We start from the raw sequence: 23,782 nt of genomic DNA on the forward strand, positions 1-23,782 counted from the left end.
GTTTCCGGATGACCGTTTCCGCCAAGGGACTGATGACCGGCAAGCGCGGCCTGATCATGGGCGTCGCCAACAGTCATTCCATCGCCTGGGGCATCGCCCAGGCGCTCGCCGCCGAAGGCGCGCAGCTCGCCTTCACCTATCAGGGCGAGGCGCTGGGCAAGCGCGTCGCGCCGCTCGCCGAAAGCGTGGGGTCGAAACTGATTCTGCCCTGCGACGTCGAGGACATCGCCAGCCTCGACGCCGTGTTCGCCGCGCTGGAGAAGGAATGGGGCGCGCTGGATTTTGTCGTCCACGCCATCGGCTTCTCCGACAAGAACGAGCTGAAGGGCCGCTATATCGACGCCACCACGCGCGAGAATTTTTCGCGCACCATGGTGATCTCCGCCTATTCCTTCACCGAAGTCGCCCAGCGCGCGCAAAAGCTGATGACGCTCGGCGGTTCGCTGCTGACCTTGACCTATGGCGGCTCCACCCGGGTGATGCCCAATTACAATGTGATGGGCGTGGCCAAGGCGGCGCTTGAGGCCAGTGTGCGCTATCTCGCCTCTGATCTCGGCGAGCAGGGGGTGCGCGTCAACGCCATTTCCGCCGGGCCGATCCGCACCTTGGCTGGCGCCGGCATCGCCGACGCGCGCTTCATGTTCAATTTCCAGCGCGAGCACGCGCCGCTGCGCCGCACCGTCACCATCGAGGATGTCGGCGGTTCCGCGCTCTATCTGCTGTCCGACCTGTCGGCCGGCGTGACCGGCGAAATCCATTATGTCGACGCCGGCTACAACATCATCTCCATGCCGCAGCCGGGCAGCCTGAAGGACAGCGGCGGCGAATAAGGTGCTGGCCCGCGACATCGACGAGGTTTTGGCGGCCGCAGCCGCTGATCTCGAGACGTTGCGGGGACGCTCGATCTATATGACCGGCGGCACCGGCTTCATCGGCGCGACGATGCTGGAAATCATCGTCGCGGCCAATGCGCGCCTCGGTCTTGGGGCGCGCGTCGTCGCGCTGTCGCGCGACCCCCAGAAATTTGCCGAACGCTTGCCGCATCTGGCCGCGGCGCCTGGGATCACGCTGGTTCAGGGCGATGTGCGCGTGGCTGCGGTCGAGGGCCGCTATGACATCGTCATCGCCGGCGCCGCCGACGCCAGCGCCCAGCTCAACCGCGACAATCCCCTCGGCATGATCGACACGATCGTCGAGGGCACGCGGCGCACGCTGGAACTGGCGCGCGACTCCGGCGCCAAGCGCATGCTGCTGATGAGTTCGGGCGCGGTCTATGGCCGGTTTCCCCCGGGCGTCAGCCTCATCGAGGAAACCGCGACCAGCGCGCCCGACTGCCTCGATCCCTATTATGCCTATGCCGAGGCCAAGCGCATGGCGGAGCTTTTGTGCGCGCTTTCCGCGGCGCGCGATGGGATTGAAATTCCCGTGGCGCGCATTTTCACGCTGGTCGGGCCGCTTCTGCCGCTCGACGCCCATTTCGCCATCGGCAATTTTTTGCGCGACGCGCTGAACGGCGGTCCGGTGCGGGTTGGCGGCGACGGGACGGCGGTGCGCTCCTACCTGCATTCCGTCGATCTTTGCGTCTGGATGTTCGCGCTGCTGGCGCGCGGCTGCTCAGGTCGCGCCTATAATGTCGGCTCGGATCAGGCGGTCAGCATCAAGACGTTGGCCGAAACGGTGGCGGCGGCGGCGCCGAGGCCCTGCGGCGTGACCATCGCTGGACGCGCCGACGCCTCCAATCCGATCAACCATTATGCGCCCGACATTTTGCGCGCCCGGAGCGAGCTCGGCCTGAAGGTCACCATCCCGCTGGACGAAGCCATTTCGCGGACCATGGCCTGGCATTTGGGCCAGCGCGCTTAAAGTTAGTGCGCCTCGTCCCAGTTGTCGGCGGCTCGCGCCTCCACCAGCAAGGGAACGGACAGGTCCGCCGCCGGCAGCGCCGCGCCCTCCATCACTTTTCGCACCACTTTTATCGTCGCCTCGACCTCGGCCGCGGGCGCCTCGAACACCAGTTCGTCATGCACCTGCAACAGCATTTGCGCCGAAAGTTTTGCGGCGGCGAGCGCGTCGTCCATGCGGATCATCGCGCGGCGGATGATGTCGGCCGCCGCACCCTGGATCGGCGCGTTGATCGCGGCGCGCTCGTTGAAGGCGCGCTCCGATGCATTGCTCGCCGTAATGCGCGGATAATGGCATTTGCGCCCGAACAGGGTGCTGACAAAGCCCTGGTCGCGGCACAGCTTTTTCGTGCGGTCCATATAGGCGCGGATGCCGGGAAAACGCTCGAAATAGAGTTTGATATAGGCGCCGGCCTCCTCGCGGGAAATGCCGAGCTGGTTGGCGAGGCCGAAGGCGGAAATGCCATAGACGATGCCGAAATTGATCGCTTTGGCGCGCCGGCGGATTTCGCCCGGCATGCCCTCGACGGGCACGCCAAAAATCTCCGACGCGGTGCGCGCGTGAATGTCCTGCCCCTCGGCAAAAGCCTGTTTGAGCTGGGGAATGTCGGCGATATGGGCGAGCAGCCGCAGCTCGATCTGCGAATAATCCGCCGAAATCAATTTTTGTCCGGGCGCGGCGATGAAGGCGCGGCGGATCTTGCGGCCGGCCTCGTTGCGCACCGGAATGTTTTGCAGATTGGGTTCGGACGACGACAGCCGCCCGGTCGAGGTCGCCGCCAGCGCGTAAGAGGTATGAACGCGCCCTGTCAGGGGATTGATATAGCGCGGCAGGTTTTCCGCATAGGTCGAGCGCAGTTTCTGCACCTGCCGCCAGTCCAGCAATTTGCGCGCGAGTTCGTTGCCTTGTTCGGCGAGATCGTCGAGCACGCTGGCCGAGGTGGACCAGGCGCCTGTCGCAGTCTTTTTCGCCCCGGGCAGGCCGAATTTGCCAAACAGAATGTCGCCGACCTGCTTGGGCGAGCCGAGATTGAAGGCCTCGCCCGCCATTACATGCGCCTCCGCCTCCAGCCGCGCCATGTCCTGGGCGAATTCGCCGGAGAGACGCGACAGGATGGCGCGGTCGACACAGATGCCGCGCCGCTCCATTTTGGCCAGCACCAGCGGCATGGGCCGCTCCAGGGTCTCGTAAACGCTGGTCATGCCTTCCGCGGCGAGACGGGGCTGCAACACGTTCCAAAGCCGAAGCGTGACATCCGCGTCCTCGGCGGAATATTCCGTGGCCTTGTCGAGCGCGACCCGCGCAAAACCGATAAAACTTTTGCCCTGACCGGCGACCTCGCCGAACTGGATGGGGCGATGTTCCAAAAATTTGAGCGACAGCTCGTCCATGCCGTGGCCGTTGAGACCGGCGTCGAGCGTGTAGGAGGCGAGCATTGTGTCCTGGACCGGCGCGACCTCGATGCCGTGCTGGGCCAGCACCAGCCAGTCATATTTGACGTTCTGCGCGATCTTGATCACCGACGGCGCGGTCAGCAGCGGTTTGAGCAGGTCGAGCGTGTCGCGCAGCGGCAGTTGGTCCGGCAAAAAATCGGCGCCGAACAGGTCTTCGGCGCCGGCCTTGTGGCCGAATGGGATGTAGCAGGCGCGGTTGGGACCGAGCGCCAGCGAAATGCCGACCAGATTGGCCTGCATGGCGTCGAGCGAATCGGTTTCGGTGTCGAAGCAGACGAAGCCGGCTTCGAGCGCGGCCTCCACCCAGGCCCGCACCTGATCGAGCGACGACAGGCAAACATATTTGTCGCGTTCGACCGGGATTTTCGCCGCATTGCTGCGCGCGATGGCGAGCGCCTGCGGACCGGCAATGTCCGCCGTCGCCTTGGGTTCGGCCGGCTCCGGGGCAGGGCGCTCAAAAACCGCGCCGTCGCGGCCGCGCCAGCCGCCGGGGCCGACAAAGGCGGGGTCGGGGTCGATGGCGCCCGCATCGACTTCGAACATTTCGGCGACGCGGCGGGTGATGGTAGTGAATTCCATCGCCTTGAGGAAGGCGACCAGGGTCTTGCCGTCGGGCTGCTGCAAGCGCAGGTCCGACAGCGGCGTCGTCACCGCGACATCGTCGACCAAAGCGACCAGCTTTTTCGACAGCCGGACCTTTTCGACGACCTCTGGATTGGTGAGGGTTTCACGGCGCTTGTTCTGCTTGATCTCGCCGGCGCGGGCGAGCAGCGTGTCGAGATCGCCATAGTCGCCGATCAGTTGCGCGGCGGTCTTGACGCCGATTCCCGGCGCGCCCGGCACATTGTCGGTGGAATCGCCGGCGAGCGCCTGGATGTCGACCACCTTTTCCGGCGGCGCGCCAAAATAGGCGACGACCTCGTCGCGCCCGATGCGGCGCTCCTCGCGCTCGCCTGACGCGGGGTCGTACATGGAGACGCAGGGGCGAACCAACTGCATCAAATCCTTGTCGGCGGAGACGATGGTGACGTCCGCCCCCGCTTCCGCCGCCTGCCGCGCATAGGTGGCGATCAGATCGTCGGCCTCGTAAACGTCCTGCTCGACCGGCTCGAGCCCGAAGGCGCGCACGGCCGCGCGGAACAGCGGGAATTGCGGCACGAGATCTTCGGGCGGCGCCGAACGGTTGGCCTTGTATTCCGGATAAATCTCTTTTCGGAACGAGTTCTCGCTCTTGTCGAAAATGATGGCGAGATGGGTGGGTTTTATGCCCGCCGCGCCCTCGCGGACGAATTGCAGCAGCTTGGCGCAGAACAGCCGCACCGCGCCGGTGGGCAGGCGGTCGGCGCGGTAATTGTATTTCTGGTCCTGGCGGATCGACTGGAAATAGGCGCGAAAAATGAAGTTCGACCCGTCGACGAGAAAGACGTGATCGCCGGGCGAGAGTTTTGGAGTGTTTTGAGTCATCCGCTTCGTGGACCAGACCGATGGGGTGGACAACTCATACACGAAAGGGAAGGCGTAAGGGAATCCATGAAGCCGGCGCCAAAGCAAACGGGCAGCCTCTTGGGCCGCCCGCGTTCGTTTGACGAGGTTTGCGCAGATCTCAGTACTTCGCCACCACGGCGGCGGGCTCCGTCCCGAACTTGTAGGAGACGCCGATCAGTCCCGTCAGGGTCTGAGGCCGCACGCTGCTCGTGACTTCGTCAGTCGTTCCGGCGAAGAACTTGTTGGCGTAGTTGCCGTAATCCGCATAGCGCGCTTCAGCCTTGCCCACCCAATTTCCAGTGAGCAGCGCTTCCACGCCCAGACCGGCCGTCCAGCCCAAGCGAACAGAAGTGAACGTCTGGGTGCGCGGACCGCCAACACACCAGGAAGCGGGCGAGCCGTTGCAATTTGCCGATACGGACACCTGTTGGAAAGCGGCGCCGCCAGTTCCATAGACCAAGACGGCCGGCGTCACGAGCACGCCCACCTTGCCGCGGAACGCGCCATCCCATCCCAGCTTGACGCTGGTCGAGTCGGCGCCTTCAGCCTCAATTCCGCGCAAGTAGATGTAGGTCGCATTGTCGCCATTGCCGAAGGCGCCCGGAATGCCGGCTCTGGTCATCTTGCTGTCGCCGTTGCCCACATCGCCGACAATGCCGACGACCCATTGGGATGACGCCTGCAAATCGTAGCCGACGGAGAGTCGAGCCTGGGCATTGGCGCTATAGAAGGACGCCGGCGTTGTGGTCGGGTCGGGCGGGATGGCTCCAGCCACAAGCGATGGTGTCTCCCACCGAGCGGAGGACAAGCGGTCCGCAACCGCGACGCCGAGATAGGGACCGGTCCAATCGACCGGGGCGGCGGCCGGCGCGGTCGCAACCGCATCCTCGTGGTTGAAGTGATAGTTCAAGCCAAATTTCACTTGGTTGAACGCTTGCTTGAAGTTGACCACCGAAGCGTCGGGCAGAACCACATTTCTGGAGCCGAAATTCATGTAGTCATATTCGGCCTTCGCCGACCAGGCGGATGTCAGCGCGAGTTCGAAGCCGGCGCCAACCGTCCAGCCGGCCTGGCTTGTGGTCGTCGCCAGATTCTGCGCGGCGTAGCCGGCGGCCGTCATGCAGCCGAGACCCCAGAACTTGGCGTCCGCGTTGCAGGACACGTCGATCTTGGTTTCGGTAAAGGCGGCGCCCACTTTGCCGTACGCCATCACGCGATCCCAGGCATAGCCGAACTTGCCCGTCGTCGTCGCGACCCACGTCTGGTCGTTGTTGCAGTTCTGCGAGGGCAAGTACTGCGAGTTGGCGAAGTTGTTGATGCAGCCGGCGCCGCCCTTCGCATGGGTGGCGGCCGCATCGCCTTCGACGCCGAGGACCCAGGCGCCGAACTGCTGGTTGTACCCGACGGAGCCGCCGAGAAGCGCGCCCGCATTCCGGGGACTCGTTCCGGTCCCGATCGCCGGGAAGTTCCAGGTGTTTTGGCCCCAGCCCATGCCGGAAAGGGCGCCGACATAGAAACCGCTCCAGTCGTAAGCCGCCGCCGGCTGCTCAGGACCCTTGAAGACGCCGACCCTCTTGAGAGGCCCGGATGTCGGATCGAAGTTGTAGCGAAGGCCGCCGCTGAAGCCGATCGCCTCGATATTTCCACCGGTGCGATAATCGATACGCGCATATCCAACCAGAGGTGAGCCAACCGCCTGCGCGGCGACGCCGGCGCTGAACTGACCGTAGGTCTGGATGCGGCTGTTGCTGATCACGCCTGTCGCTGAAAGCGGGTTCAGCGAAACCGGAGCATCATACGTCGCCGTCGTGTTGCCAGCGAATTCATGCCAGACGCTCGCGGTCGCAAAAGGCTGCCAATTTATGTTCTGCGCGCTGATGGACGTTCCCACGCGCGCGCCGAGTCGACCGAGAATGCTCTCGTTGGGCGACATGGACAGCGTCGCCGGCGGCAAGAAGAACTGGTTGTTCGAGTTCCCGAACCCGCCGGGCAGGCTGAGCGTGTTGAGGGTCAACCTGGAGTAGATGAAGCTGCCGGACGGCTCGACAAACCAGTTGTTTCCGAGGTCGAAGCGATAGCCGGCCGAGGTCGAAACGGTGCCCGCGAGACCGTTCAGCCGCTGGTTCTGCAGCGCGGCGTCCGGCGACGTCAGGCTCGTCTGGTAGAAATCGCTGCGCACCAGAAGGTCGGCGAAGAACGGGCCGTTCATATAGGCCGCATAGAGGCCGGCGAACGGGACTTCGAAATTGCCGGTGAAGTTGGAGACGCCGCGATCTTGGGCATTGGCTTCGAGCGCGCCGCCGGTGACCCCGATATGAACGGAGCCGCCGTCGCCGCCAATGTTCAGCCGGGCGATGTCCTGGCCCAGCTGGAAGCCGCCGTAGCCCAGGCGGACGTTGGAATTGCAGGAGATCTGAGCCGGGGCGCCGCCAATCGTTCCGTTGAAGGTTCCGGTTGCGTTGGTCGCCACGTTGCCGCCGATCACGCGGCCCCATGTTCCTCCCGAGGTTTGGTCGGGCGCCGGGTTCGGCAAGCCGCCGACAAAGGCGTTGCCCTGGGCGATGAACGAGGTGTTCACCGTGTCGATGACCGCGCCGAGCGCGTTGGAGGCGCCGACCACGCCGCCAATGACTTGCGGATAGCCTTGGGTTCCGCATGATTGCGCCGACGCCGCCGTCGAGCCGAGAGTCACGCAAAGCGCCGCGAAGGCGGCGCCTGCTCCGATGCGACCTGCTCCTCCGAATTCCTGCATCGAAATCACTCCAATTCCAAATCAAAATTCACTGTAACTGGTAAGACCTCGCCTTCGGGCTTGACAATAAAGATTTGATCCTGATGGGGCTTCCGGGATCGAATTGCGGGGGGTGTTGTTCGCCGGCAACTACGTGATTGCCGTAACTGGCTGCTTTTGTGACTGTTTTTACTATAAAAAATTCTTTATATAACGCTGAGTAAAGAAGTTTTGGTCGAGTCTGATTGTGTTGGTTATTTGATAATTGAATTTGGAAGACCGAAAGGGCGCCAGAGAAAGGGAAAGATTCCCGTCCTGGCGTCTCAGACGGCTATTGATAATTTTAATACTTCGTGGCGCATAATGGCGGACTGCTCCGAATTCATTTTCATGTGCCGATACATATTCAGAACATCGCATTCGGGCCGAGAGGAAGCGCAGATGCTCGTCAAGATCGAAGAATTGAACAGGAACGAAGAGGAGTTTTTCGTCCTGGCGGTCGATGACAGCCAGTCCATGCGCGCAATCCTGGAGACCACCATCCGAAAAATTCCGGGTCTGCAGATCGACACCTGTGGGAACCCCCTGGACGCGATCAAACAATGCGAGGGGTTCCAATTTGACCTCATCATCATCGATTATCTGATGCCTGAAATGAACGGGATCGAGCTGCTGAAGCATTTGCGTCGGCTGGAAACCTGCCGGGACATTCCCATCATCATGCTCACCCGGAGGGTGATCGCGAAATTCGCAGGGGCGCGCTGTCGGGGGGCGTCAACGATTTCCTCAACAAGCCCTTCGATCCCGTGGAGTTCCGGGCGCGAATCGCCAACATGCTGGCCTTGCGGACGGCGCGGAAGAAGCAGGACCGGCTGGTCGCCTATCTGACCAATGACGTGCAGACCGCGATGCGCGATCTCGCCCTGCGGGAAATGGAAATCATCTGGCGGCTGGCGCTCGCCGTGGAAGCGCGCGATGGCGGGATGGGGTCGCATATCGCCAATGTCGCCGCGATCAGCCGGCGGCTGGCGCTGGGCCTGGGGCTGGACCGGGAGCGCGCCGAACTGATCTATCTGGCGGCGGCCCTGCACGATGTCGGCAAGATCGGCATTCCCGACACGGTCCTGCAAAAGACGGGCGTGCTCACGCCCGAGGAAGCGGAGATCATGCGCCGGCATGTCGAGCATGGCGTCAGGATCGTTCGCGATGGCGTGACGGACGTGCTCAAGGCGGCGGCGACGATCATCGGCGGCCATCACGAGCGCTGGGACGGCTCCGGCTATCCCGCCGGGCTTTCCGGGGAGGATATTCCCATCGAGGCGCGCATCGTCGCGGTGGCCGACGTGTTCGACGCGCTGTGCTCCGAGCGTCCCTACAAGGCCGGCATGCCGTTCGAGGACGCTTTCGCCGAGATCGTCGCCGGCGCCGGCAGCCAGTTCGACCCCGCCTGCGTCGACGTGTTCAAGCAGCTCAAAAGTGAAATTCGCGCGATGCCGGCGGCCGCCGCGGACAACCAGTTTTTTGCCGCAGCCGATCCGGGGGCTTTTTCCAGCGCTTTTCGCCCGCGGCATTGAATCAGGTGGAGCGCCCCCATTGGGGGCGCGCGCAAACAGGGGTTAGAATAAGGCGAGAGCGCGTTCGGGGCCAGATCCCCGAACGCGCTCTCGCCTGTGCGTGTAAAATTCGACTTAAGAGCGCGCCTGCGCCCACAGCACCTGGTGCGCGATGTCGTCGAGGCCGACGATACGGTCGACGCCGCCCAGGTTGATCGCTTCCTTCGGCATGCCGAACACCACGCAGCTCGCTTCGTCCTGGGCGATGGTGAAGGCGCCCGCCTGCTTCATCTCGAGCATGCCGCGCGCGCCGTCGTCGCCCATGCCGGTCATGATCACGCCCACCGCATTCGGGCCCGCCGCGCGGGCCGCGGAGCGGAACAGCACGTCCACCGACGGGCGGTGGCGCGACACCAGCGGCCCCTCGCGCACGCTGACGTGATAGCGGGCGCCCCGGCGCTCCAGCAGCGTGTGGCGGCCGCCCGGCGCGATCAGCACATGGCCGCGCAGCACCGGGTCGCCGTCCTCCGCCTCTTTCACCGAAACCTCGCAAAGTCCGTCGAGACGCTTGGCGAAGGCTGCTGTGAATTTTTCCGGCATGTGCTGGACGATGACGATGCCGGGCGCATTGGCGGGCAGCGCCATGAGAAAGTCCTTCAGCGCCTCGGTGCCGCCGGTGGAGGCGCCGATGCAGGCCACGATTTCCGTTGTCTTGGCCATGGCGCCGGCGGGGCGGCGCGCCGGCGGCAGCATGGCGTCGGCGGTCAGTTTCGGCGCCGGCTCGGCGCAGGGCGCGCTGGCCCGCGCGGGCTTGCGCGCGCCGCCGGGGCGGGGGCGCGCCTTGGCGGCGGCCTTGACGACGTCGCAAATCGTCACCGCGCTTTCCGCCAGCGCATCGGCGGCGGCGATCTTCGGCTTGACGATAATATCGACGGCGCCGGCTTCGAGCGCCTGCATCAGCGTCTCCGACCCGTCCGTGGTCAGCGAGGAGCACATCACCACCGGCACCGGGTGCTGCGCCATCAGTTTCTTCAGGAAGGTGATGCCGTCCATATGCGGCATTTCGACGTCGAGCGTGATCACGTCGGGCGTCTCATCCATGATGCGGCGCGCCGCGACATAGGGGTCGGAGGCGGCCGCCATCACCTCGATGTCCGGGTCGTGCGAGAGGATCTGGGTGAGCGTCTGCCGGACGCTGGCGGAATCGTCGACGATCAGCACGCGAATGGGTTTTGCCGCCATGGGACCCTCATGTTTTCTGCAGGATGCTGCCGCCGAGGGCGCGCAGGGGAAGATCGAAACCGGTGATCGTTTCGGAATGGCCGAGGAACAGGTAGCCGCCGGGTTCGAGCTGGCGGCACAGGCGGTCGAGCACGCGCAATTGCGTCTCCTTGTCGAAATAGATCAGCACATTGCGACAGAAGATCATCTGCATGGGATCGCCGACCGGATAGGCTGAATCCATCAGGTTGAGCCGGGCGAAGCCGACCATCGCGCGCAGCTCGGGAACGATGCGCGCCTTGGAGCCGTCGCGGGCGCCATAGCGCACATAGCGCCGCCGCATTTCATGGGGCACCGGCGCGAGCATCTCCGCCGGGAAGACGCCGTGCCGGGCGGCGCGCAACACATCGGTGCTGAGATCCGTGGCGAGAATGAAGGCGCTCAGCGCGCCCTCCTTGGCCGCGTGATCGGCGCAGACCATGGCGATCGTATAGGGCTCCGCGCCGATCGAGCAGGCCGCGCTCCAGATGCGCAGGCTGGTATGGCCGCGCCGGCGCATTTCGGGAAGCGCCGTCTTGGCCATGAAGTCGAAATGCTTGGGCTCGCGGAAGAAATCCGTCTTGTTGGTGGTGACCGCGTCGATCAGAAAGACCGCCTCGCTCTCCAGCCCGTCGCCGTCGAACAGATGCGCGCAATATTCGGCGAAGCTGACGAAGCCCGTGGCGCGCAGGCGACGGCGCAGACGTCCCTCGAGCATGGTCCGCTTGCTGTCCGGCATTTTGATGCCGCTGTAAGCGTTGATGAACTCGGAGAGACGCCGGAAGTCGCTGCGCGACAGGCGGTCGTCCGCGTCCTGGGCTTCGGCCATGGCTGGAATCACGTGGTCCCTTTCCTTGGAAAAGCGCCGCCTGTCAGGCGGCGCGTCCTTTCCTGGGCGCCTCTTCGAGCGCCGCCGCCTCGCCTTCCGACAGCAGGCGGGCGAGATCGATGATGACGACGAAACTCTGGCCGCGGCGCACCACGCCCTCGATATAGTCGCTCGCCCATCTCGTCCCGATGTCGGGGGCGGCCTCGATCTCGGCCCTGGGGGCCGAGGTCACTTCGAAGACGCGGTCGACGACGATGCCGAGCGTCAGCGGGCGCGCGCCGACCACGATGTCCACCACGAGCACGCGGGTGTTGGACGTCGGCTCGGTCGGGGGCAGGCCGAGCCTGGCGCGCAGGTCGATCACCGCGACCCCCTGTCCGCGCACATTGCACAGGCCGAGCAGATGGTTCGGCCCGTTGGGGATGCGGAAGGCGGGTTCGTGATCGAGGATTTCACGCACGACGCGGACGGGAAGCGCGAAGCATTCCGCATCGAGCGCGAAGGTCACGAGTTGGAGGTCGTCCTGCGCGCTCATGGTCAGGCGCTTTCGCGGAAGTCGTGGTCGTGCTCGTCGCGCCCGCCCATCGACAGGTCAAGCGCAAAGCCCTTGACGCGTTCCTGCTGGGCGCGCACCGGCTGGGCGGCGGCGGCCGCCGGCTTCTTCGCCGCCGCGGGACGCGGCTGGGACGAGGCGGCGCGCGGCTGGGAGCCGGTGGCCCTGGCCTTGGCCTGAGCCATGACGGCGCGGCGCTCGCTGTCGGCCTCGACCTTGAAGAAGGCGATCGAGTTCTGCAGCTCTTCGGCCTGAGAGGCGAGCTCCACCGAGGTCGCGGACATTTCTTCCGAGGCGCCGGCGTTCTGCTGGGTGACCTGGTCGAGCTGCTGGATGGCCTGGTTGATCTGGGAGGCCCCGATGTCCTGTTCGCGGCAGGCGGCGGAGATTTCCGAAATCAGTTCGGCGGTCTTGCGGATGTCGGGCACCAGGCGGTTCAGCATTTCGCCGGCTTCCTGCGCCGATTTCACGGTGTCGCCGGACATGTCCGAGATTTCCGCGGCGGCGGCCTGCGACCGTTCCGCGAGCTTGCGCACTTCCGAGGCGACAACCGCAAAACCCTTGCCGTGTTCGCCGGCCCGCGCCGCTTCGACCGCCGCATTGAGGGCGAGCAGGTCGGTCTGGCGGGCGATTTCCTGGACGATGGTGATCTTCTGCGCGATCGTGCTCATCGCCTCCACGGCGCGGACCACGGCCTCGCCGGAGAGTTCGGCGTCCTTGGACGACTGGCGCGCGATCTTCTCGGTCTGCGCGGCATTGTCGGCGTTCTGCTTGATGTTGGCGGCCATTTCCTCCATGGCGGCGGAAGCTTCCTCGGCGGCGGAGGCCTGTTCCGTCGCGCCCTGGGCGATCTGTTCGGAGGCGGAGGACAATTGCTCGCTGCCGGACGACACATTGCTGGAGGCCAGCAGGGCGTCGGTGACGACGGCGCGCAGGCGCTCCACCATCCGGGTCAGCGACAGGCCGAGCGTATCCTTGTCGGAGAGCGGCTTGGGCGAGACCATCAGGTCGCCGTCGGCGATTTTTTCGGCGACGGCGGCGGTGGCGCGCAGGTTGGAGGTCATGCGGCCGAGGGCGGACATGAGGTCGCCGATCTCGTCATTGGCCTTGTAGCTGACATTGGCGTTCAGGTCGCCGATGGCGACGGCTTCCGCGGTCTCGATGCCGCGGCGCAGGCCGCGCCCGATGCCGAGCGACATCCACACCGCCACGGCGATGGCGAACAGGGTGGCGACGGCGATGAAGGACAAAAGCACCGTGCGCGAGGTTTCGTACTGACGGTTGGTCGCCTCTGCGGTCACGGCCATGGCGGCGATGGCCTTGTCCGAGAGGGCGGAGATGGCGGTGATGATCTTGCTGTTCAACTCGGCGCCCACGTGCAGGCTCAGGTCCGCCGCCTTGGCGTTGGATTCGGCGGTGTTCTCGATGCCAAGGTCCACAATCTTCTTGCGGGTGGGCAGCAGCTGCTCCAGCATCGCGTCAATGTCGCGCGTATCCTTGGCGATTTCGGGATTGCTGGAGGTCTTCAGCTTTGCGGAATAGGCGACCACTTCCTCGGAGGCCTTGGCCTCCATTTTCTGGAATTTGACGACGTCCTCCTTCTCGGTGCTGATGACGATGTTCTTCTCGTGGCGCACGCTGTTGAGGAAGGCCGTGCTGAGGCCGCGCACGTTGTTGAGATCGTTCGCCGGGCCTTGCACCAGATTGGTGATCGAGGTCTGCAACCCTGAGAGATTGGAGATCGCCAGCATTCCCATGCCGCCGATCAGGACGACGAGAAAGCCGAAGGCTAGCGCAAGTTTGAGTTTTATTGTCAGACGCATGACGGGGTCCTCTACAAACGAATTCGCGACGGTGTTGGCTCAGGGTTTGGGGTAGCGGATGATTTCGCCGTCCGGCTTGCTGCGGCCGGCGTCGAACAGGGCTTGCAGGTCGGGGAAGATGATGACCGCCCCGTCCTGCTTGATCAGGCATTCGACCAGTTCGGGACGCCATTTCATGCCGACGCGCGGCGGCGGCTCGGCATTCTCCCTGGCGAGGGTGCGCACCTCGTTGACCTTGTCGGCGCGCAGGCCGACCAGGCAGGGCGCGCCCTCGAATTCGATCTCGACGACGATGATGCGGCTGTCGATGGTCGGTTCGGCGCGCGCCATGCCGAAGGCGAAGCGAATGTCGGCGAGCGGAATGATCCGGCCGCGGAAATTGACCAGCGCGCCGACGAAGGGGCGGGCGCCGGGCACGTTGGTTTCCGGGAGAAGATCGAGGATTTCGCGCACGATCGAGGCCTCGAGCGCAAAGGTCTCGCCGGAGACGTCGAAGGTGAGCGCCTCCATCTGGTCGGCTTGCGCCCAGGCGGTGGATGTTCGTAACGCTGTCGTCATGCGATCGCGCGCATTTGCGCCTCCTGGTCCTGGCGCACGGCCACGAGATTGACGATGTCGAGGATCAGGGCGACGCTGCCGTCGCCGAGGATGGTCGCGCCCGAAAAGGTCTCGACGTCCTCATGCAGTTTCGACATGGATTTGATCACGGTCTGGTGGTCGCCGATGATCTGGTCGACCACGAGGCCGACGCGTTCGGCGCCGGTCGCGACCACCACGACCTTCTGGTGGGGATCGGGCGGCGAGCCCGTCTGGAAGATCTCCCGCAGCCGCAGGAACGGCACCAGACTGCCGCGCAGCGACAGCAGGCTGCGTCCGCGCGATTTTGCGTCATCCTCAAGCGAAAGCTCGAGACATTCCTCGACCGCCGCCAGCGGGATGACATAGCGGGCGCCGCCGACGCGGACCAGCAGGCCGTCGATGATCGCCAGGGTTAGCGGAATGCGCAGCCCGATTTCCGAGCCCTCGCCCGGCCAGCTCTCGACGTCGATGGCGCCGCGCAAGGATTCGATGGTCTTTTTCACCACATCCATGCCCACGCCGCGCCCCGAAAGGTTTGTCACCTTGGCGGCGGTCGAAAAACCCGGCTGGAAGATCATGTGCAGCGCTTCCTTCTCGGACAGGACCTGTCCGGGCGCCACCAGGCCGTTGGCCTCGGCCTTGGCGCGCACGCGGGCGCAGTCGATCCCGCGCCCGTCGTCGCTGACCGAAATGATCACCTCGCCGCCGGACTGGCGCGCCGCCAGGGTGATGCGCCCGGCCGGGGGCTTGCCGGCGGCCTGCCGCTCTTCCGGCGTCTCAAGGCCGTGGTCGGCGGAATTGCGGATGATGTGGACGAGCGGGTCGGCGAGGCGCTCGATCACCGTCTTGTCCATTTCGGTGCTCTCGCCTTCGGTCACCAGCTCGATCTGCTTGCCGGTCTCGCGCTGCAGATCATGGGCGAGCCTGCGGAACCGCTCGAACAGGGTGCCGACCGGAACCATGCGCAGCACCATCATGGTGCCGCGCAATTCGTTGGAGAGATTCTCGATCTCCTCGCTGACGGCGCGCAGCTCCTCGTTGAGGCCGGCCGCCGCGATCTGCGACAGCCGGGACTGGGCGATCACCAATTCGCCGACGCGGTCCATCAGTTCGTCGAGCCGGTCGGCGGGGACGCGCACGCTCTCGACCGAGCGGCGCGCGGTCTTGGGCGGCGTCGCCGCCGCTTGCGGCGCGGCGGTTTTGGGGGAGGTGGGTTGCGCGGCGGCTTGCTGCGGCGTCGCCGGCGCTTCTGCTTTGCTTTCGACCGGCGCGGGGGCGGGGGACAAGGCCTCCAGCGGCCAGGCGCCCATTTCGTCGATTTCCAGAACCATGTCGTCGACGACGAACAGGAACACGTCCTCGATCTCGGAGCGGCCGTGCTCGGTCTCGAGGCGCACCGTCCATTGCAGATGCAGGGCGGTGGGGTCGAGCTGGTCGAGCGGGGGCACGGCGCTGTCGTCGATAGAGACCTCGCACGCGCCCAATTCGCGCAACTCGTCGAGATAGGCGAGGGGATTGACCCCGTTGACCATCGCGTTCGGCGGCAGGGCGAAGCGAATGCGCCATTGCCGCGCCGCGGTATCCGCGGTCGCGGGCGGCGGCTCCGGCGTCGCTTGCGGCTTCGCGCCGGCCTGGGGCGCATCGACTCGGGTGGCGCCGGCTTGGGTGGCCCCGACTTGGATCGCGCCGACTTGGATCGCCGCGTGGAGCTGGGAGAGCAAAGCGGTCTCCTGGCCGGCGTAATCGCCGCTGGGATCTTCCACCAGCGCCCGCATGTGGTCCCGGGCCGCGAGCACCGCCGCCACCAGTTCGCGGGTCGCCGGCGCATGGCCCTTGCGCACCTGGTCGAAGGCGGTTTCGCAATGATGGGTGAAGGCCGCGAGCGCGTCGAAGCCGAACATCGCGCCCGAGCCCTTCAGCGTATGCAGGCCGCGGAACACGGAATCGATCTGTTCGCGGTCGTCGAGCCGCTGATCGAGGTCGAGCAGCCCCTGCTCGATCTGCTCGAGCAGTTCGGCGGCTTCGACACGAAAGATTTCGACGGGATCGAGCGCGCTCATTTGGTCAAGACCTTCGACATGACTTTCAGAAGCTGGGCGGCGTCGAAGGGCTTGGTCAGCCAGGCCGTCGCGCCCGCCGCCTTGGCGCGGGCCTTCATCTCGGGGTCGGATTCCGTGGTGAGGAACACGATGGGCACGCCGAGCTGGTTGGGCAGGCGGCGCAATTCCTCGATCATGCGCAAGCCGTCCATGCGCGGCATGTTGATGTCGGTGAGAATGGCGTCGAAACGGCGGGTCTTGGCCTTTTCCAGACCGTCGAGCCCGTCGACGGCTTCCGTCACGGCGTAGCCGGCGCCGGACAGGGCGAGGCGCGTCGTCATGCGCAGGGAGGCGGAATCGTCGACGGTCAGGATGTTCGCGCTCATCAGGCGTGCTCCTCGTGAAGCCAGAAACGGGCGGCGTCGGGCGTCGGACGCGACAGCGCGCCGGCGCGTTCGAGCACGCGGCGAAGATTGCCGGCGGCCGGACGGGCGAGGCGCACCGTCTTGCCCTGGCTTTGCGCGTAAGGGCGCGCCGCCATGAGCAGTTGCACGAAACTCAGATCGACCTTGGCCTCGTCCTCGACGACCAGCTCAAGCGAGTCCTGGCCGGCGAGGCGCTCCAGCAGGTCGCGCTGGACGTTCTGAATGTTCCGGATGGTCAAATCCTCCGAAAGACAGACACTTGCATTTCCAGAATTCATTTCCGAGCCGCCATATGCGATTGATGGGAACACAGGCGACAGTATTGTTGGCGCTCAATGAAAATAGACTTAATTCAGAACGAAGCCTGGGGTGTTCTTTCGTCTCAAATGGGCGTGTGGTTAAAGATGACGCTGGCAACTATGCTTACGTTGTTCTTTACGTGAACTAAGCTTGTATTTTAAAAAGACTATTCGGGCCGTCAGGCGCGGCGCGTCCGCGCGCAACGCTCAGAGGAAGCAATCGTCGAGGTCGTCGCCCGAAGCCGGGGCGGGGCGTTGCGGCGCGCCGCCGCTTTCGCCCTGCGCCCGCGCCTCCGGAAACACGGCGCAATGCAGCTCGCGCTCGCTTTGCATGGTGTAGCGCGCATAGGCCGCGTCGGAAAACGCCGCCGCCGTCTCGGGGCGGTCGCCGCCGACGGTCCTGGCGTTGGCCGCGGCCCGCCGCAGGTCCGCCGCGCAGGCCGCGAGGCGTTCGCCCAAATGTCCGCTGAAGTCGAGGCCGCGCACCGCCGCCTCGATGCCTTCCGCGATCGTCTCGCCTTCAGTCGCGATCAGATCGACGCTGCCGCCGGCCTCGCGGTCCATGTCCTGGAGCGCCGCGCCGACCTTGTCGAGGTCGGCGACCAGATCCCCGTCCTCTTCGGCGTGCGCCTCCTCGGCGGCCATGAGCGCGGCGAGGGTTTGCAGAATGATGTTGGCGCTGCGGCCGAGCTTGTCGCCTTCCAGGTTGATCTCGGTGGCGATCGCCGCAATGGTGCGCCCGAGGTCGCCCATGCGCGCGCCATGGAGATGGGCGTTGATGGCGAGCAGGCGAATGTCGCCCTGAACGCGGCGCAAATTGCCGATGTCGCCGCGGGTGTCGAGCAGTTCCGCGGCAAGCCGCCGGATGGTCGCGTCGACGTCGTTCGAGCGCCGGTCCGCCTCCTCGATGTCGGCGACCAGCCCGCGCATGGCGCCGAGACGCGTGGCGACGATGTCATGGGTGCGGTCGGAGCCGCCGGAAAAATTGCGCACCAGCTGGAAAATGTCGCGGGCGTCGCCGGCCACGCCTTTCAAGGCGTCGACCACCTTGCGGGCGTCCACGTCGAAGTCCTGCGACAGCGCCGCGGTCAGGACGTCGAACAGGCGCAGGGCCGGGACGCTGGGCGCGCCCTCCGGGTCGCGCCGCATCATGTCGAGCAGCATGTGCATGGCCTCCTGCACATGCTCGATCCGCTGGCGGGTGGAATCGCCCACTTGCAGCGCGGACAGGGCGCCGGAGAATTTGTCGCCCGCGGCGCGCATCACCGGCGCGGCGCGGCTCGCCAGCTTTTCCAGATCGGCGCGGTGGCGGTCGATGGTTTTCGCGGCCTCGATCAGCTGCGGCGCGGCGGCGCCGGCGCCGGCGCCCACGACTTCGACCACGCGTTTGTGCTCTGCGTCGAGGCCCTCGAGTTCGGTCGCCATCTGCGCGACTTTTTTCGAAAAGCCCAAAACCTCGCGCTCGGCGTTGCGGACGTAATTGGCGATCTCGTTGGCGAAGGCCATGAACTTGTCATTGCCGGCGGCGGCGACGCGCGTCGACACCGCGCAGGTCGCGAGATAGGCCAGAATGCTGCGGATGCGGGCGACTTCCTCCTGGATCGTCGCCAGTTTCTGCGCCACCGCGCCAAGCTCCTGGGAGCGGCGGGTTTCGCGCCCAATCCGGCTTTGCAGCCGCGCGATCGCGTCCTGCAAGGCGCCGATGGTCTGATCGGCCCGTTTGGCGTTGAACGCGCCCGAGATCCGATCGAGCGCCTGGATCAGGATCTGGATGTGCTCCTGCGCCTCGATGAGCACGCTGCCGGCGCTCAGGAAGCGCTTTTCGATCTCGCGACGCGCCTGTTCGAGCCGGTCGTGAACGTCCTGCAGAAACGCCGGATTTGCGGCGCCATGTGGCTCCGGCGTCGCGTCGCATGCGAGAGCGGAGGAGGTCATGGCAGGCGTGGGCATGAGGCGCTTCCGAACGATTCTGAATTCGCGGGCGCGCGACGCGCCATGACGGGGGAGGGCGCCAAAGGTTTTCCGCGCGGCGCGGCGGTCGAGTGGCAAAAGGCTGACGATCTGTTTTTCTTCAACAAAATCCGCATATACGGTGCTGTGTTCATGTTGTGCCTCATTTTCTGGCGCATATGCTCTCTTTTTGCGCAGTCTAGTGACGTTACGTAAGCATATTACGCGAGTAAATGAAGGTTATGTCCTGTTTTTTATTAGCTTGTATCGGTGAATGAACGATAAATTTTCTTGGAGGCAGCGCGTGGAAACAGTACGTGCTGCCCGGCAAAATGCTTTTTGCAGACTGCCAAGCGAAATTTATTGACCGACGCGTCAGTCAATGGAATAAATCCTTGCACAACAGAAGCCACGCCCAAGCTCGCCTACGATCGCACCGGGACGAGCGGACGTTTCGATGCGTCTGGCCGATCCGCAAGGCCTGCGCCGTCGATCCACCCCGGCTCCCGCTCCTTGAGCCGGAGACGTCTCGCGCAGGAGACAAGACCATGGACGCTGCTTGGCTCACCGCCATTTCCGCGCTGCTCGGCTCCGCGATCGGCGCCTTCGCCTCGATCGTCACGACCTGGCTGACCCAGCACAATCAGGCTCAGGTCAAGGAACGCGCCAACAACCAGGCGCGCCTGGAGCGGATCTACCTCGAATTCATCGAGCAGGCCTCCGCCGTCATGGCCGACGCCCTGCTCGAAACCGCCTTGAAGGATCCGAAAAAGATCATGCCGCTCTATGCCGCGCTCGGCAAATTGCGCCTGTTCGCGTCGGACGGCACGCTGGCGGCGGCGGAGCTCGCCTTGGACAAGATCATCGCAACCTATTACGACCCGTGCATGGATTTTGGCGCCAAGCCTGAAAATCCGGACGAATTCGATCTGCTTCGTCCGTTCGAGGCGGCGTGCCGAGAGGAATTGCGCGGCGCATGACCACGGCGGCGACAGCTGTCTGCCGCGACAGCTGACGCGCTTGCTCGCGGTGATCTGCGCTTCGGACAGATCGCCCGACCCGCCGGCCGTCGATGGTGTTCACGTCCCGCCCCGGCTCGGTCGCGCCGGGGCCGCTGCGGCGGGCTCTGACGTTCCCGCACCCGCCGGGCCCAGGCGGACGGCAGACAAGGCGCGCGTCATCGCGTCGCGCCGGCGAGTGAGGAGCTCTGTTGACATGTCGGCGCAGCTGGAAGATTTCCTGCCTGCGCAGTTGAAGGTGACGACGATGCGGGCCGACGACCTTTTCGCAGAAGCCATTCGCGTTCGAGACCAGGGACAATATGCCGACGCAGAGGCTCTGTTCCGCACCGGAATGGAGCGCTTCCCTTCCGATCTCGACCGCTTTGGCCATCCGAGGTTTCGCAAGGAACTCATCCGGATGCTCCTCAGGCTTCGACAATGGGATCAAGCGGCTTCGCTCTATCCGGCCTCCGGTGGACCCGGCGGGGATCATTGGCCCGATACCCTGTTCGCTCGCGCGTACGGCGCCGCCCGAGAGCACGACCTGGAAGCCCATTGGTGGCTCCGGGTCGGCGAAAGGCAACCTGGCGACGAAGAATTCCGCACGTTCCTCCGAAACTGGGCGGAGCGTGATCCCGCCCAAGCCCTGGGCTGGTTGCGTCGCTCGCGAACAAGCCGCCGAGGCCACCGGTTGTCTCAATTGGCGCTTGCCTACCGGCTCTTCTTGCTGCGGTGCGAGGGCGCGATAGACCTGCTGGACGAAATCGCCGGGCAGCGCTTCGAGCAGCGCGTCACCCGCATCGAAGTCCCTGCAAGTGTCGACGGTGCTGCCGGAACCGATGATTCTTCGCCGTTGGAAACTTTGCGCTGTATCTTGCGCGATCTCAATTTGAAGACGGTTCTGCTGACCAATACAAATTTTTCCTATTGGGCCGGAAGCCAGGTGGTCACTCGGGATCTTGCTCTCCTCTTTCTCGAGGCGGGCGCGACAGATGTTCGCGTGTTGACGGATGCAGTGGATGGAGACATTGTATTCGACGCCCAAGAGAGGGGCATCCGGTTCGTCAACTTGCTCGAGGACGGCTGGACGGAGGCGCTTCCCGAGCAACCTGATTTGGTCTGGGCCCACCACTGGCCGCTCTTGGGAGCGGCGGTTCATGTCCGCAAGTTGGCCTTCCGTTATCTGGTGGTTTCCAGCCTGTCCCACTATGAACCTCTGGAAGCCCTGGCGCTGGGAACCGAATTCGCGGATGCGATCCTGGTTCATTCAGAGGAGAACCGGCAGGCACAGCTTCCATCGTTGTCGCCGACCGCCCGGGACCGATTTTTCGTGTTGCCAAACAGTATCCCATCGCGTTGGTTTCAAGGCTCGGCGGCTCCCATTTCGCTTAAACGACTGCTGGTGGTTTCAAACCATCCCCCGCCCGAGTTGCTGCAAGCAGCCACGATTCTTTCTGAGCGGGGCATCTCGGTCGAGGTGATCGGCTTGACGGCCCGTCCGCGTGAAGTCGATGCGGTTCTGATTGATGCCGCAGACGCCATTGTCACCATCGGACACTCGGTGCAAAAAGGGTTGGCGCGTCGCCGTCCCGTCTATGTTTACGATCGATTTGGCGGTTCCGGGTGGTTGTCGTCTGGCGACGTGGACGCCTCGGAGCGCACCAACCATTCGGGGCGGCGGATGGGACGGCGATTGCCCGCAAGCAAGATCGCAGAGACGATCCTGGAAGGATATTCCGCCGCCCTGGCGCAGGTCGAAATATTGCATGCCGAATCGATGCGCCGGTACACGCTCGAGACGAACATTGCGCGTCTCCTTGGCGGCTTGGAAAAGGGGAAAAGCGTACGTCAGCCGGCGATGACGGGCGACCGTTCGCACAGCATGGTGACCCTGACCTACTGGGCGGGACGTGGGCGATCGCTGCGCGACCCGACGCTTAACGCGGGCGAGGAACGCTTGCTGCGGCGGGAGATCGCGTGTGAAGCGACGGTCAACGACAGCGTCTGCTATCTGGGCGTTTGGATTGACGGGCAGCGGGGCCCCGTTCTGGCGCAGCCCCCCGAGGATGTCGATTGCGTGCGACTGACGGGAACTTTGGTGTTCTCTGACGGCGCCGCGGCGGCCGTGACGGTCGAGCGTGACGACGGGCTGGTCTGGACGGCGAATCGAACCGCGCCGGGGACAAGTTCCGCAGCGCTTGGGAATGCGGGCATTGATCTCAACGGACCTGTGAATTTTTTCGCGACAATGGTCGCCTTGGCCCGAGAGACCCGCACTCTGAAACTTCGGGCGAATCATCCCGTGTTGGGTTCCGTGGCGCTCTGCCGCTTGGCGATCAGCGCCGCGTCTGAACCTCCCTCGCTCGACAACGAGCAAGTGCTCGAGAGGATGGCGCGCGAGCTGTGAGCAGCAGTCCTCTATGTACGACATCGACAGCGTTCAGCATGTGCTCCAAGCCTCTTGGTGGTCACTTTTGTAAACGCTAGGTCGTGCATGACGAATCGCTTTAACGACGTTCTGTCGCTCCGGATATCTCCTCACTCGACATCGACTTCGTGCTGCCGCGCCCACGCCACAGTGTCGCTCTTGCGTGTGAAGGTCTGGGTGAGAGCGGGGTGCCCATACAGGCGAAACTAGGCTCCGGACTCATAACCAGTAGCTGACGGTCGCGGCGAGGCAGAAGCTTTCACGGCAGAACTGTCGATCAGGACTTCCGCGGCTGGCCCGCCGGCCCGCGCCAACTCTTCGAAAAGCGTCGTCCAGACGCCTTTCGCCGCCCACCGGACGAAACGGTTGTAGAGCGTCTTCCGAGGACCGTAATCCGGCGGCGCGTCCACCCAGCGCCCGCCAGATTTCAGCACATGCACGATACCGCTGATCACGCGGAGATCATCAACCCGCTCCTTGCCGCGCGTGTCGGTCGGAAGATGAGGTTGGATCTTGGAAAACTGCTCGTCCGTGAGCCAGAACTGATCTCGATTCATGCCCGCTTCCTTTCGGAAGCCCTGAATCATAACCCGCTGCTCAGGCCAAGCGATTTATGGGTCCGGAGCCTAAGCCTGCTGGTGTTCACCGCGCTTCTTGATCGTTGCCACAACATCCGTCCTGAAATTTGGACAGACTGATTTCAGTGGTTATCGGAGGGGGAACACCAAGTTCTCAAACCATGGTTTTGCGACCGCCGCGACATTGCGGGAAATGCTGGGCTTCACCACCATTGCCGCATTCACGGCCGGCAACCTCGCATCCGCCGCGCTCGCAGCGCGCCGTTCAGTTTGCAGTTCGTGAAGCTCGGCGAGGATGAGGACGGCGACCCGTTCGGCGCTTGCTACGTTGAGCCGGGCAAGCCGGAGGACGCGGTCCTAACGGTCAAGCGCCCGAAGGAGAAGGGGCCTCCAGGTCACGCCAAGGCCGATCTCGACGCGCTCGGCGTCGTGATCGGCGACAAGGGCCATAAGGTGCGGCCGTTCGGAACAGAGGGGCCGGAAGTCACTGCCGTCGATCGCGAGACGATCCGCGAGGAGTTCAACCGCGTTTGGGCGGCGGATGGCGCTGACGAGAAGGCGCGCAGCGACGCCAAGCGCAAAGCGTTCAAGCGGGGTGAGGAGTGGGCGTCGAGCCGTCGCCTCACGGCCTCACGCGAGGTTGGGCGGCAGCATCTGGTTTGGCTTCTTAAGGACGCCGACCCATGAGTTTCCAAATGACCCGGACAGCCATCCGGAAGCGGACATGGGGGACATATTCTATGTCCCCATGTCCGGCGTGTCCGGCTCTTGGCCCGGACTCGAAGGACATATGTCCGGCATGTCCGGCATGTCTGCTCAATCCCAGAAATCAGCAAACAGGGAGCTACGCGGCTATGAGCCACAACTGCCAAATCACCACTCAGGCCCTCGCC

Annotated in this window: 18 protein-coding genes and 1 pseudogene; 7 read left to right on the forward strand and 12 right to left on the reverse strand. The window is 64.5% G+C overall.

Features of this window, described 5'->3' with window-relative positions; all coding sequences use genetic code 11:
* Positions 1-8 precede the first annotated feature (8 nt).
* Together fabI and M2320_RS19065 are read left to right on the forward strand one after the other, a co-directional pair.
* Entirely contained in the window at positions 9-830 is an 822-nt protein-coding gene (gene fabI / locus M2320_RS19060; RefSeq protein WP_184427035.1) for an enoyl-ACP reductase FabI, read from the forward strand.
* 1 nt (position 831) lies between these two features.
* Entirely contained in the window at positions 832-1,863 is a 1,032-nt protein-coding gene (locus M2320_RS19065) for an NAD-dependent epimerase/dehydratase family protein (protein ID WP_264598642.1), read from the forward strand.
* Positions 1,864-1,865: 2 nt separating this feature from the next.
* Here M2320_RS19065 and polA read toward each other — a convergent pair whose 3' ends face one another.
* Together polA and M2320_RS19075 are read right to left on the reverse strand one after the other, a co-directional pair.
* Entirely contained in the window at positions 1,866-4,820 is a 2,955-nt protein-coding gene (gene polA, locus M2320_RS19070; RefSeq protein ID WP_264598643.1) for a DNA polymerase I, read from the reverse strand.
* A 139-nt stretch (positions 4,821-4,959) separates the two neighbouring features.
* Positions 4,960-7,533, reverse strand: a complete 2,574-nt coding sequence (locus M2320_RS19075; protein WP_264598644.1) for an outer membrane beta-barrel protein — start codon at positions 7,531-7,533, stop codon at positions 4,960-4,962.
* 480 nt (positions 7,534-8,013) lie between these two features.
* Between M2320_RS19075 and M2320_RS19080 the strand changes: the two genes are divergently transcribed.
* Both M2320_RS19080 and M2320_RS19085 read left to right on the forward strand, forming a co-directional pair.
* The gene (locus M2320_RS19080) at positions 8,014-8,460 is read left to right on the forward strand and encodes a response regulator (RefSeq protein WP_264598645.1); all 447 of its coding nucleotides are present in this window, start codon (positions 8,014-8,016) and stop codon (positions 8,458-8,460) included.
* Positions 8,406-9,146, forward strand: coding sequence for an HD-GYP domain-containing protein (locus tag M2320_RS19085; protein WP_264598646.1), 741 nt, complete (start codon positions 8,406-8,408; stop codon positions 9,144-9,146). Before M2320_RS19080 ends, M2320_RS19085 begins: the two co-directional genes overlap by 55 nt.
* A gap of 114 nt (positions 9,147-9,260) precedes the next feature.
* Here M2320_RS19085 and M2320_RS19090 read toward each other — a convergent pair whose 3' ends face one another.
* The 9 genes from M2320_RS19090 to M2320_RS19130 all read right to left on the reverse strand — a co-directional run bounded on the left by M2320_RS19090 (position 9,261) and on the right by M2320_RS19130 (position 18,882).
* Positions 9,261-10,367 (reverse strand): protein-glutamate methylesterase/protein-glutamine glutaminase, encoded by a 1,107-nt coding sequence (locus M2320_RS19090; protein WP_264598647.1) that lies wholly within the window; start codon positions 10,365-10,367, stop codon positions 9,261-9,263.
* A 7-nt stretch (positions 10,368-10,374) separates the two neighbouring features.
* On the reverse strand, positions 10,375-11,214 hold the full coding sequence (locus tag M2320_RS19095) for a CheR family methyltransferase (RefSeq protein ID WP_264598648.1): 840 nt from the start codon (positions 11,212-11,214) through the stop codon (positions 10,375-10,377).
* A gap of 43 nt (positions 11,215-11,257) precedes the next feature.
* Positions 11,258-11,749: a chemotaxis protein CheW gene (locus M2320_RS19100; protein ID WP_264598649.1), complete on the reverse strand. Its 492-nt coding sequence runs from the start codon at positions 11,747-11,749 to the stop codon at positions 11,258-11,260.
* A gap of 2 nt (positions 11,750-11,751) precedes the next feature.
* The gene (locus tag M2320_RS19105; RefSeq protein ID WP_264598650.1) at positions 11,752-13,590 is read right to left on the reverse strand and encodes a methyl-accepting chemotaxis protein; all 1,839 of its coding nucleotides are present in this window, start codon (positions 13,588-13,590) and stop codon (positions 11,752-11,754) included.
* A 39-nt stretch (positions 13,591-13,629) separates the two neighbouring features.
* Entirely contained in the window at positions 13,630-14,148 is a 519-nt protein-coding gene (locus M2320_RS19110; RefSeq protein ID WP_264598651.1) for a chemotaxis protein CheW, read from the reverse strand.
* A complete protein-coding gene (locus M2320_RS19115) occupies positions 14,145-16,229 on the reverse strand; it encodes a chemotaxis protein CheA (RefSeq protein ID WP_264598652.1) in 2,085 nt (694 codons plus the stop codon). The genes M2320_RS19110 and M2320_RS19115 overlap by 4 nt, the downstream gene beginning before the upstream one ends.
* Positions 16,226-16,594, reverse strand: a complete 369-nt coding sequence (locus tag M2320_RS19120) for a response regulator (RefSeq protein WP_184427042.1) — start codon at positions 16,592-16,594, stop codon at positions 16,226-16,228. The genes M2320_RS19115 and M2320_RS19120 overlap by 4 nt, the downstream gene beginning before the upstream one ends.
* The gene (locus M2320_RS19125) at positions 16,594-16,911 is read right to left on the reverse strand and encodes an STAS domain-containing protein (RefSeq protein ID WP_264598653.1); all 318 of its coding nucleotides are present in this window, start codon (positions 16,909-16,911) and stop codon (positions 16,594-16,596) included. The genes M2320_RS19120 and M2320_RS19125 overlap by 1 nt, the downstream gene beginning before the upstream one ends.
* A 228-nt stretch (positions 16,912-17,139) precedes the next feature.
* Positions 17,140-18,882: a hypothetical protein gene (locus M2320_RS19130; RefSeq protein WP_264598654.1), complete on the reverse strand. Its 1,743-nt coding sequence runs from the start codon at positions 18,880-18,882 to the stop codon at positions 17,140-17,142.
* Between the two features lie 548 nt (positions 18,883-19,430).
* Here M2320_RS19130 and M2320_RS19135 point away from each other — a divergent pair.
* Both M2320_RS19135 and M2320_RS19140 read left to right on the forward strand, forming a co-directional pair.
* The gene (locus tag M2320_RS19135; RefSeq protein ID WP_184427039.1) at positions 19,431-19,862 is read left to right on the forward strand and encodes a hypothetical protein; all 432 of its coding nucleotides are present in this window, start codon (positions 19,431-19,433) and stop codon (positions 19,860-19,862) included.
* 235 nt (positions 19,863-20,097) lie between these two features.
* Positions 20,098-22,290, forward strand: coding sequence for a hypothetical protein (locus M2320_RS19140; protein ID WP_264598655.1), 2,193 nt, complete (start codon positions 20,098-20,100; stop codon positions 22,288-22,290).
* Between the two features lie 275 nt (positions 22,291-22,565).
* On the opposite strand, the pseudogene M2320_RS19145 reads toward M2320_RS19140, so the two are convergent.
* Positions 22,566-22,868 (reverse strand): annotated as a pseudogene (locus tag M2320_RS19145) (transposase); the annotation flags it as partial.
* A 291-nt stretch (positions 22,869-23,159) separates the two neighbouring features.
* Between M2320_RS19145 and M2320_RS19150 the strand changes: the two are divergent.
* Positions 23,160-23,576 carry a hypothetical protein gene (locus M2320_RS19150; protein ID WP_264598656.1) on the forward strand — a complete coding sequence of 139 codons (417 nt, stop codon included), beginning with the start codon at positions 23,160-23,162 and terminating at the stop codon, positions 23,574-23,576.
* The last annotated feature ends 206 nt before the right edge of the window (positions 23,577-23,782 follow it).

Origin of the sequence: Rhodoblastus acidophilus (assembly GCF_025961575.1) — a bacterium.
Lineage (GTDB): Bacteria > Pseudomonadota > Alphaproteobacteria > Rhizobiales > Beijerinckiaceae > Rhodoblastus > Rhodoblastus acidophilus_C.

Excerpts from the sequence above, each read along its gene's own strand:
- M2320_RS19085 (WP_264598646.1), top strand. The coding sequence starts at position 8,406 with ATGCTGGCCTTGCGGACGGCGCGGAAGAAGCAGGACCGGCTGGTCGCC.
- M2320_RS19120 (WP_184427042.1), bottom strand. The coding sequence starts at position 16,594 with ATGAGCGCGAACATCCTGACCGTCGACGATTCCGCCTCCCTGCGCATG.
- M2320_RS19105 (WP_264598650.1), bottom strand. The coding sequence starts at position 13,590 with ATGCGTCTGACAATAAAACTCAAACTTGCGCTAGCCTTCGGCTTTCTC.
- M2320_RS19095 (WP_264598648.1), bottom strand. The coding sequence starts at position 11,214 with ATGGCCGAAGCCCAGGACGCGGACGACCGCCTGTCGCGCAGCGACTTC.
- M2320_RS19140 (WP_264598655.1), top strand. The coding sequence starts at position 20,098 with ATGTCGGCGCAGCTGGAAGATTTCCTGCCTGCGCAGTTGAAGGTGACG.
- polA (WP_264598643.1), bottom strand. The coding sequence starts at position 4,820 with ATGACTCAAAACACTCCAAAACTCTCGCCCGGCGATCACGTCTTTCTC.
- M2320_RS19080 (WP_264598645.1), top strand. The coding sequence starts at position 8,014 with ATGCTCGTCAAGATCGAAGAATTGAACAGGAACGAAGAGGAGTTTTTC.
- M2320_RS19090 (WP_264598647.1), bottom strand. The coding sequence starts at position 10,367 with ATGGCGGCAAAACCCATTCGCGTGCTGATCGTCGACGATTCCGCCAGC.
- fabI (WP_184427035.1), top strand. The coding sequence starts at position 9 with ATGACCGTTTCCGCCAAGGGACTGATGACCGGCAAGCGCGGCCTGATC.
- M2320_RS19110 (WP_264598651.1), bottom strand. The coding sequence starts at position 14,148 with ATGACGACAGCGTTACGAACATCCACCGCCTGGGCGCAAGCCGACCAG.
- M2320_RS19135 (WP_184427039.1), top strand. The coding sequence starts at position 19,431 with ATGGACGCTGCTTGGCTCACCGCCATTTCCGCGCTGCTCGGCTCCGCG.
- M2320_RS19115 (WP_264598652.1), bottom strand. The coding sequence starts at position 16,229 with ATGAGCGCGCTCGATCCCGTCGAAATCTTTCGTGTCGAAGCCGCCGAA.
- M2320_RS19125 (WP_264598653.1), bottom strand. The coding sequence starts at position 16,911 with ATGAATTCTGGAAATGCAAGTGTCTGTCTTTCGGAGGATTTGACCATC.
- M2320_RS19100 (WP_264598649.1), bottom strand. The coding sequence starts at position 11,749 with ATGAGCGCGCAGGACGACCTCCAACTCGTGACCTTCGCGCTCGATGCG.
- M2320_RS19130 (WP_264598654.1), bottom strand. The coding sequence starts at position 18,882 with ATGCCCACGCCTGCCATGACCTCCTCCGCTCTCGCATGCGACGCGACG.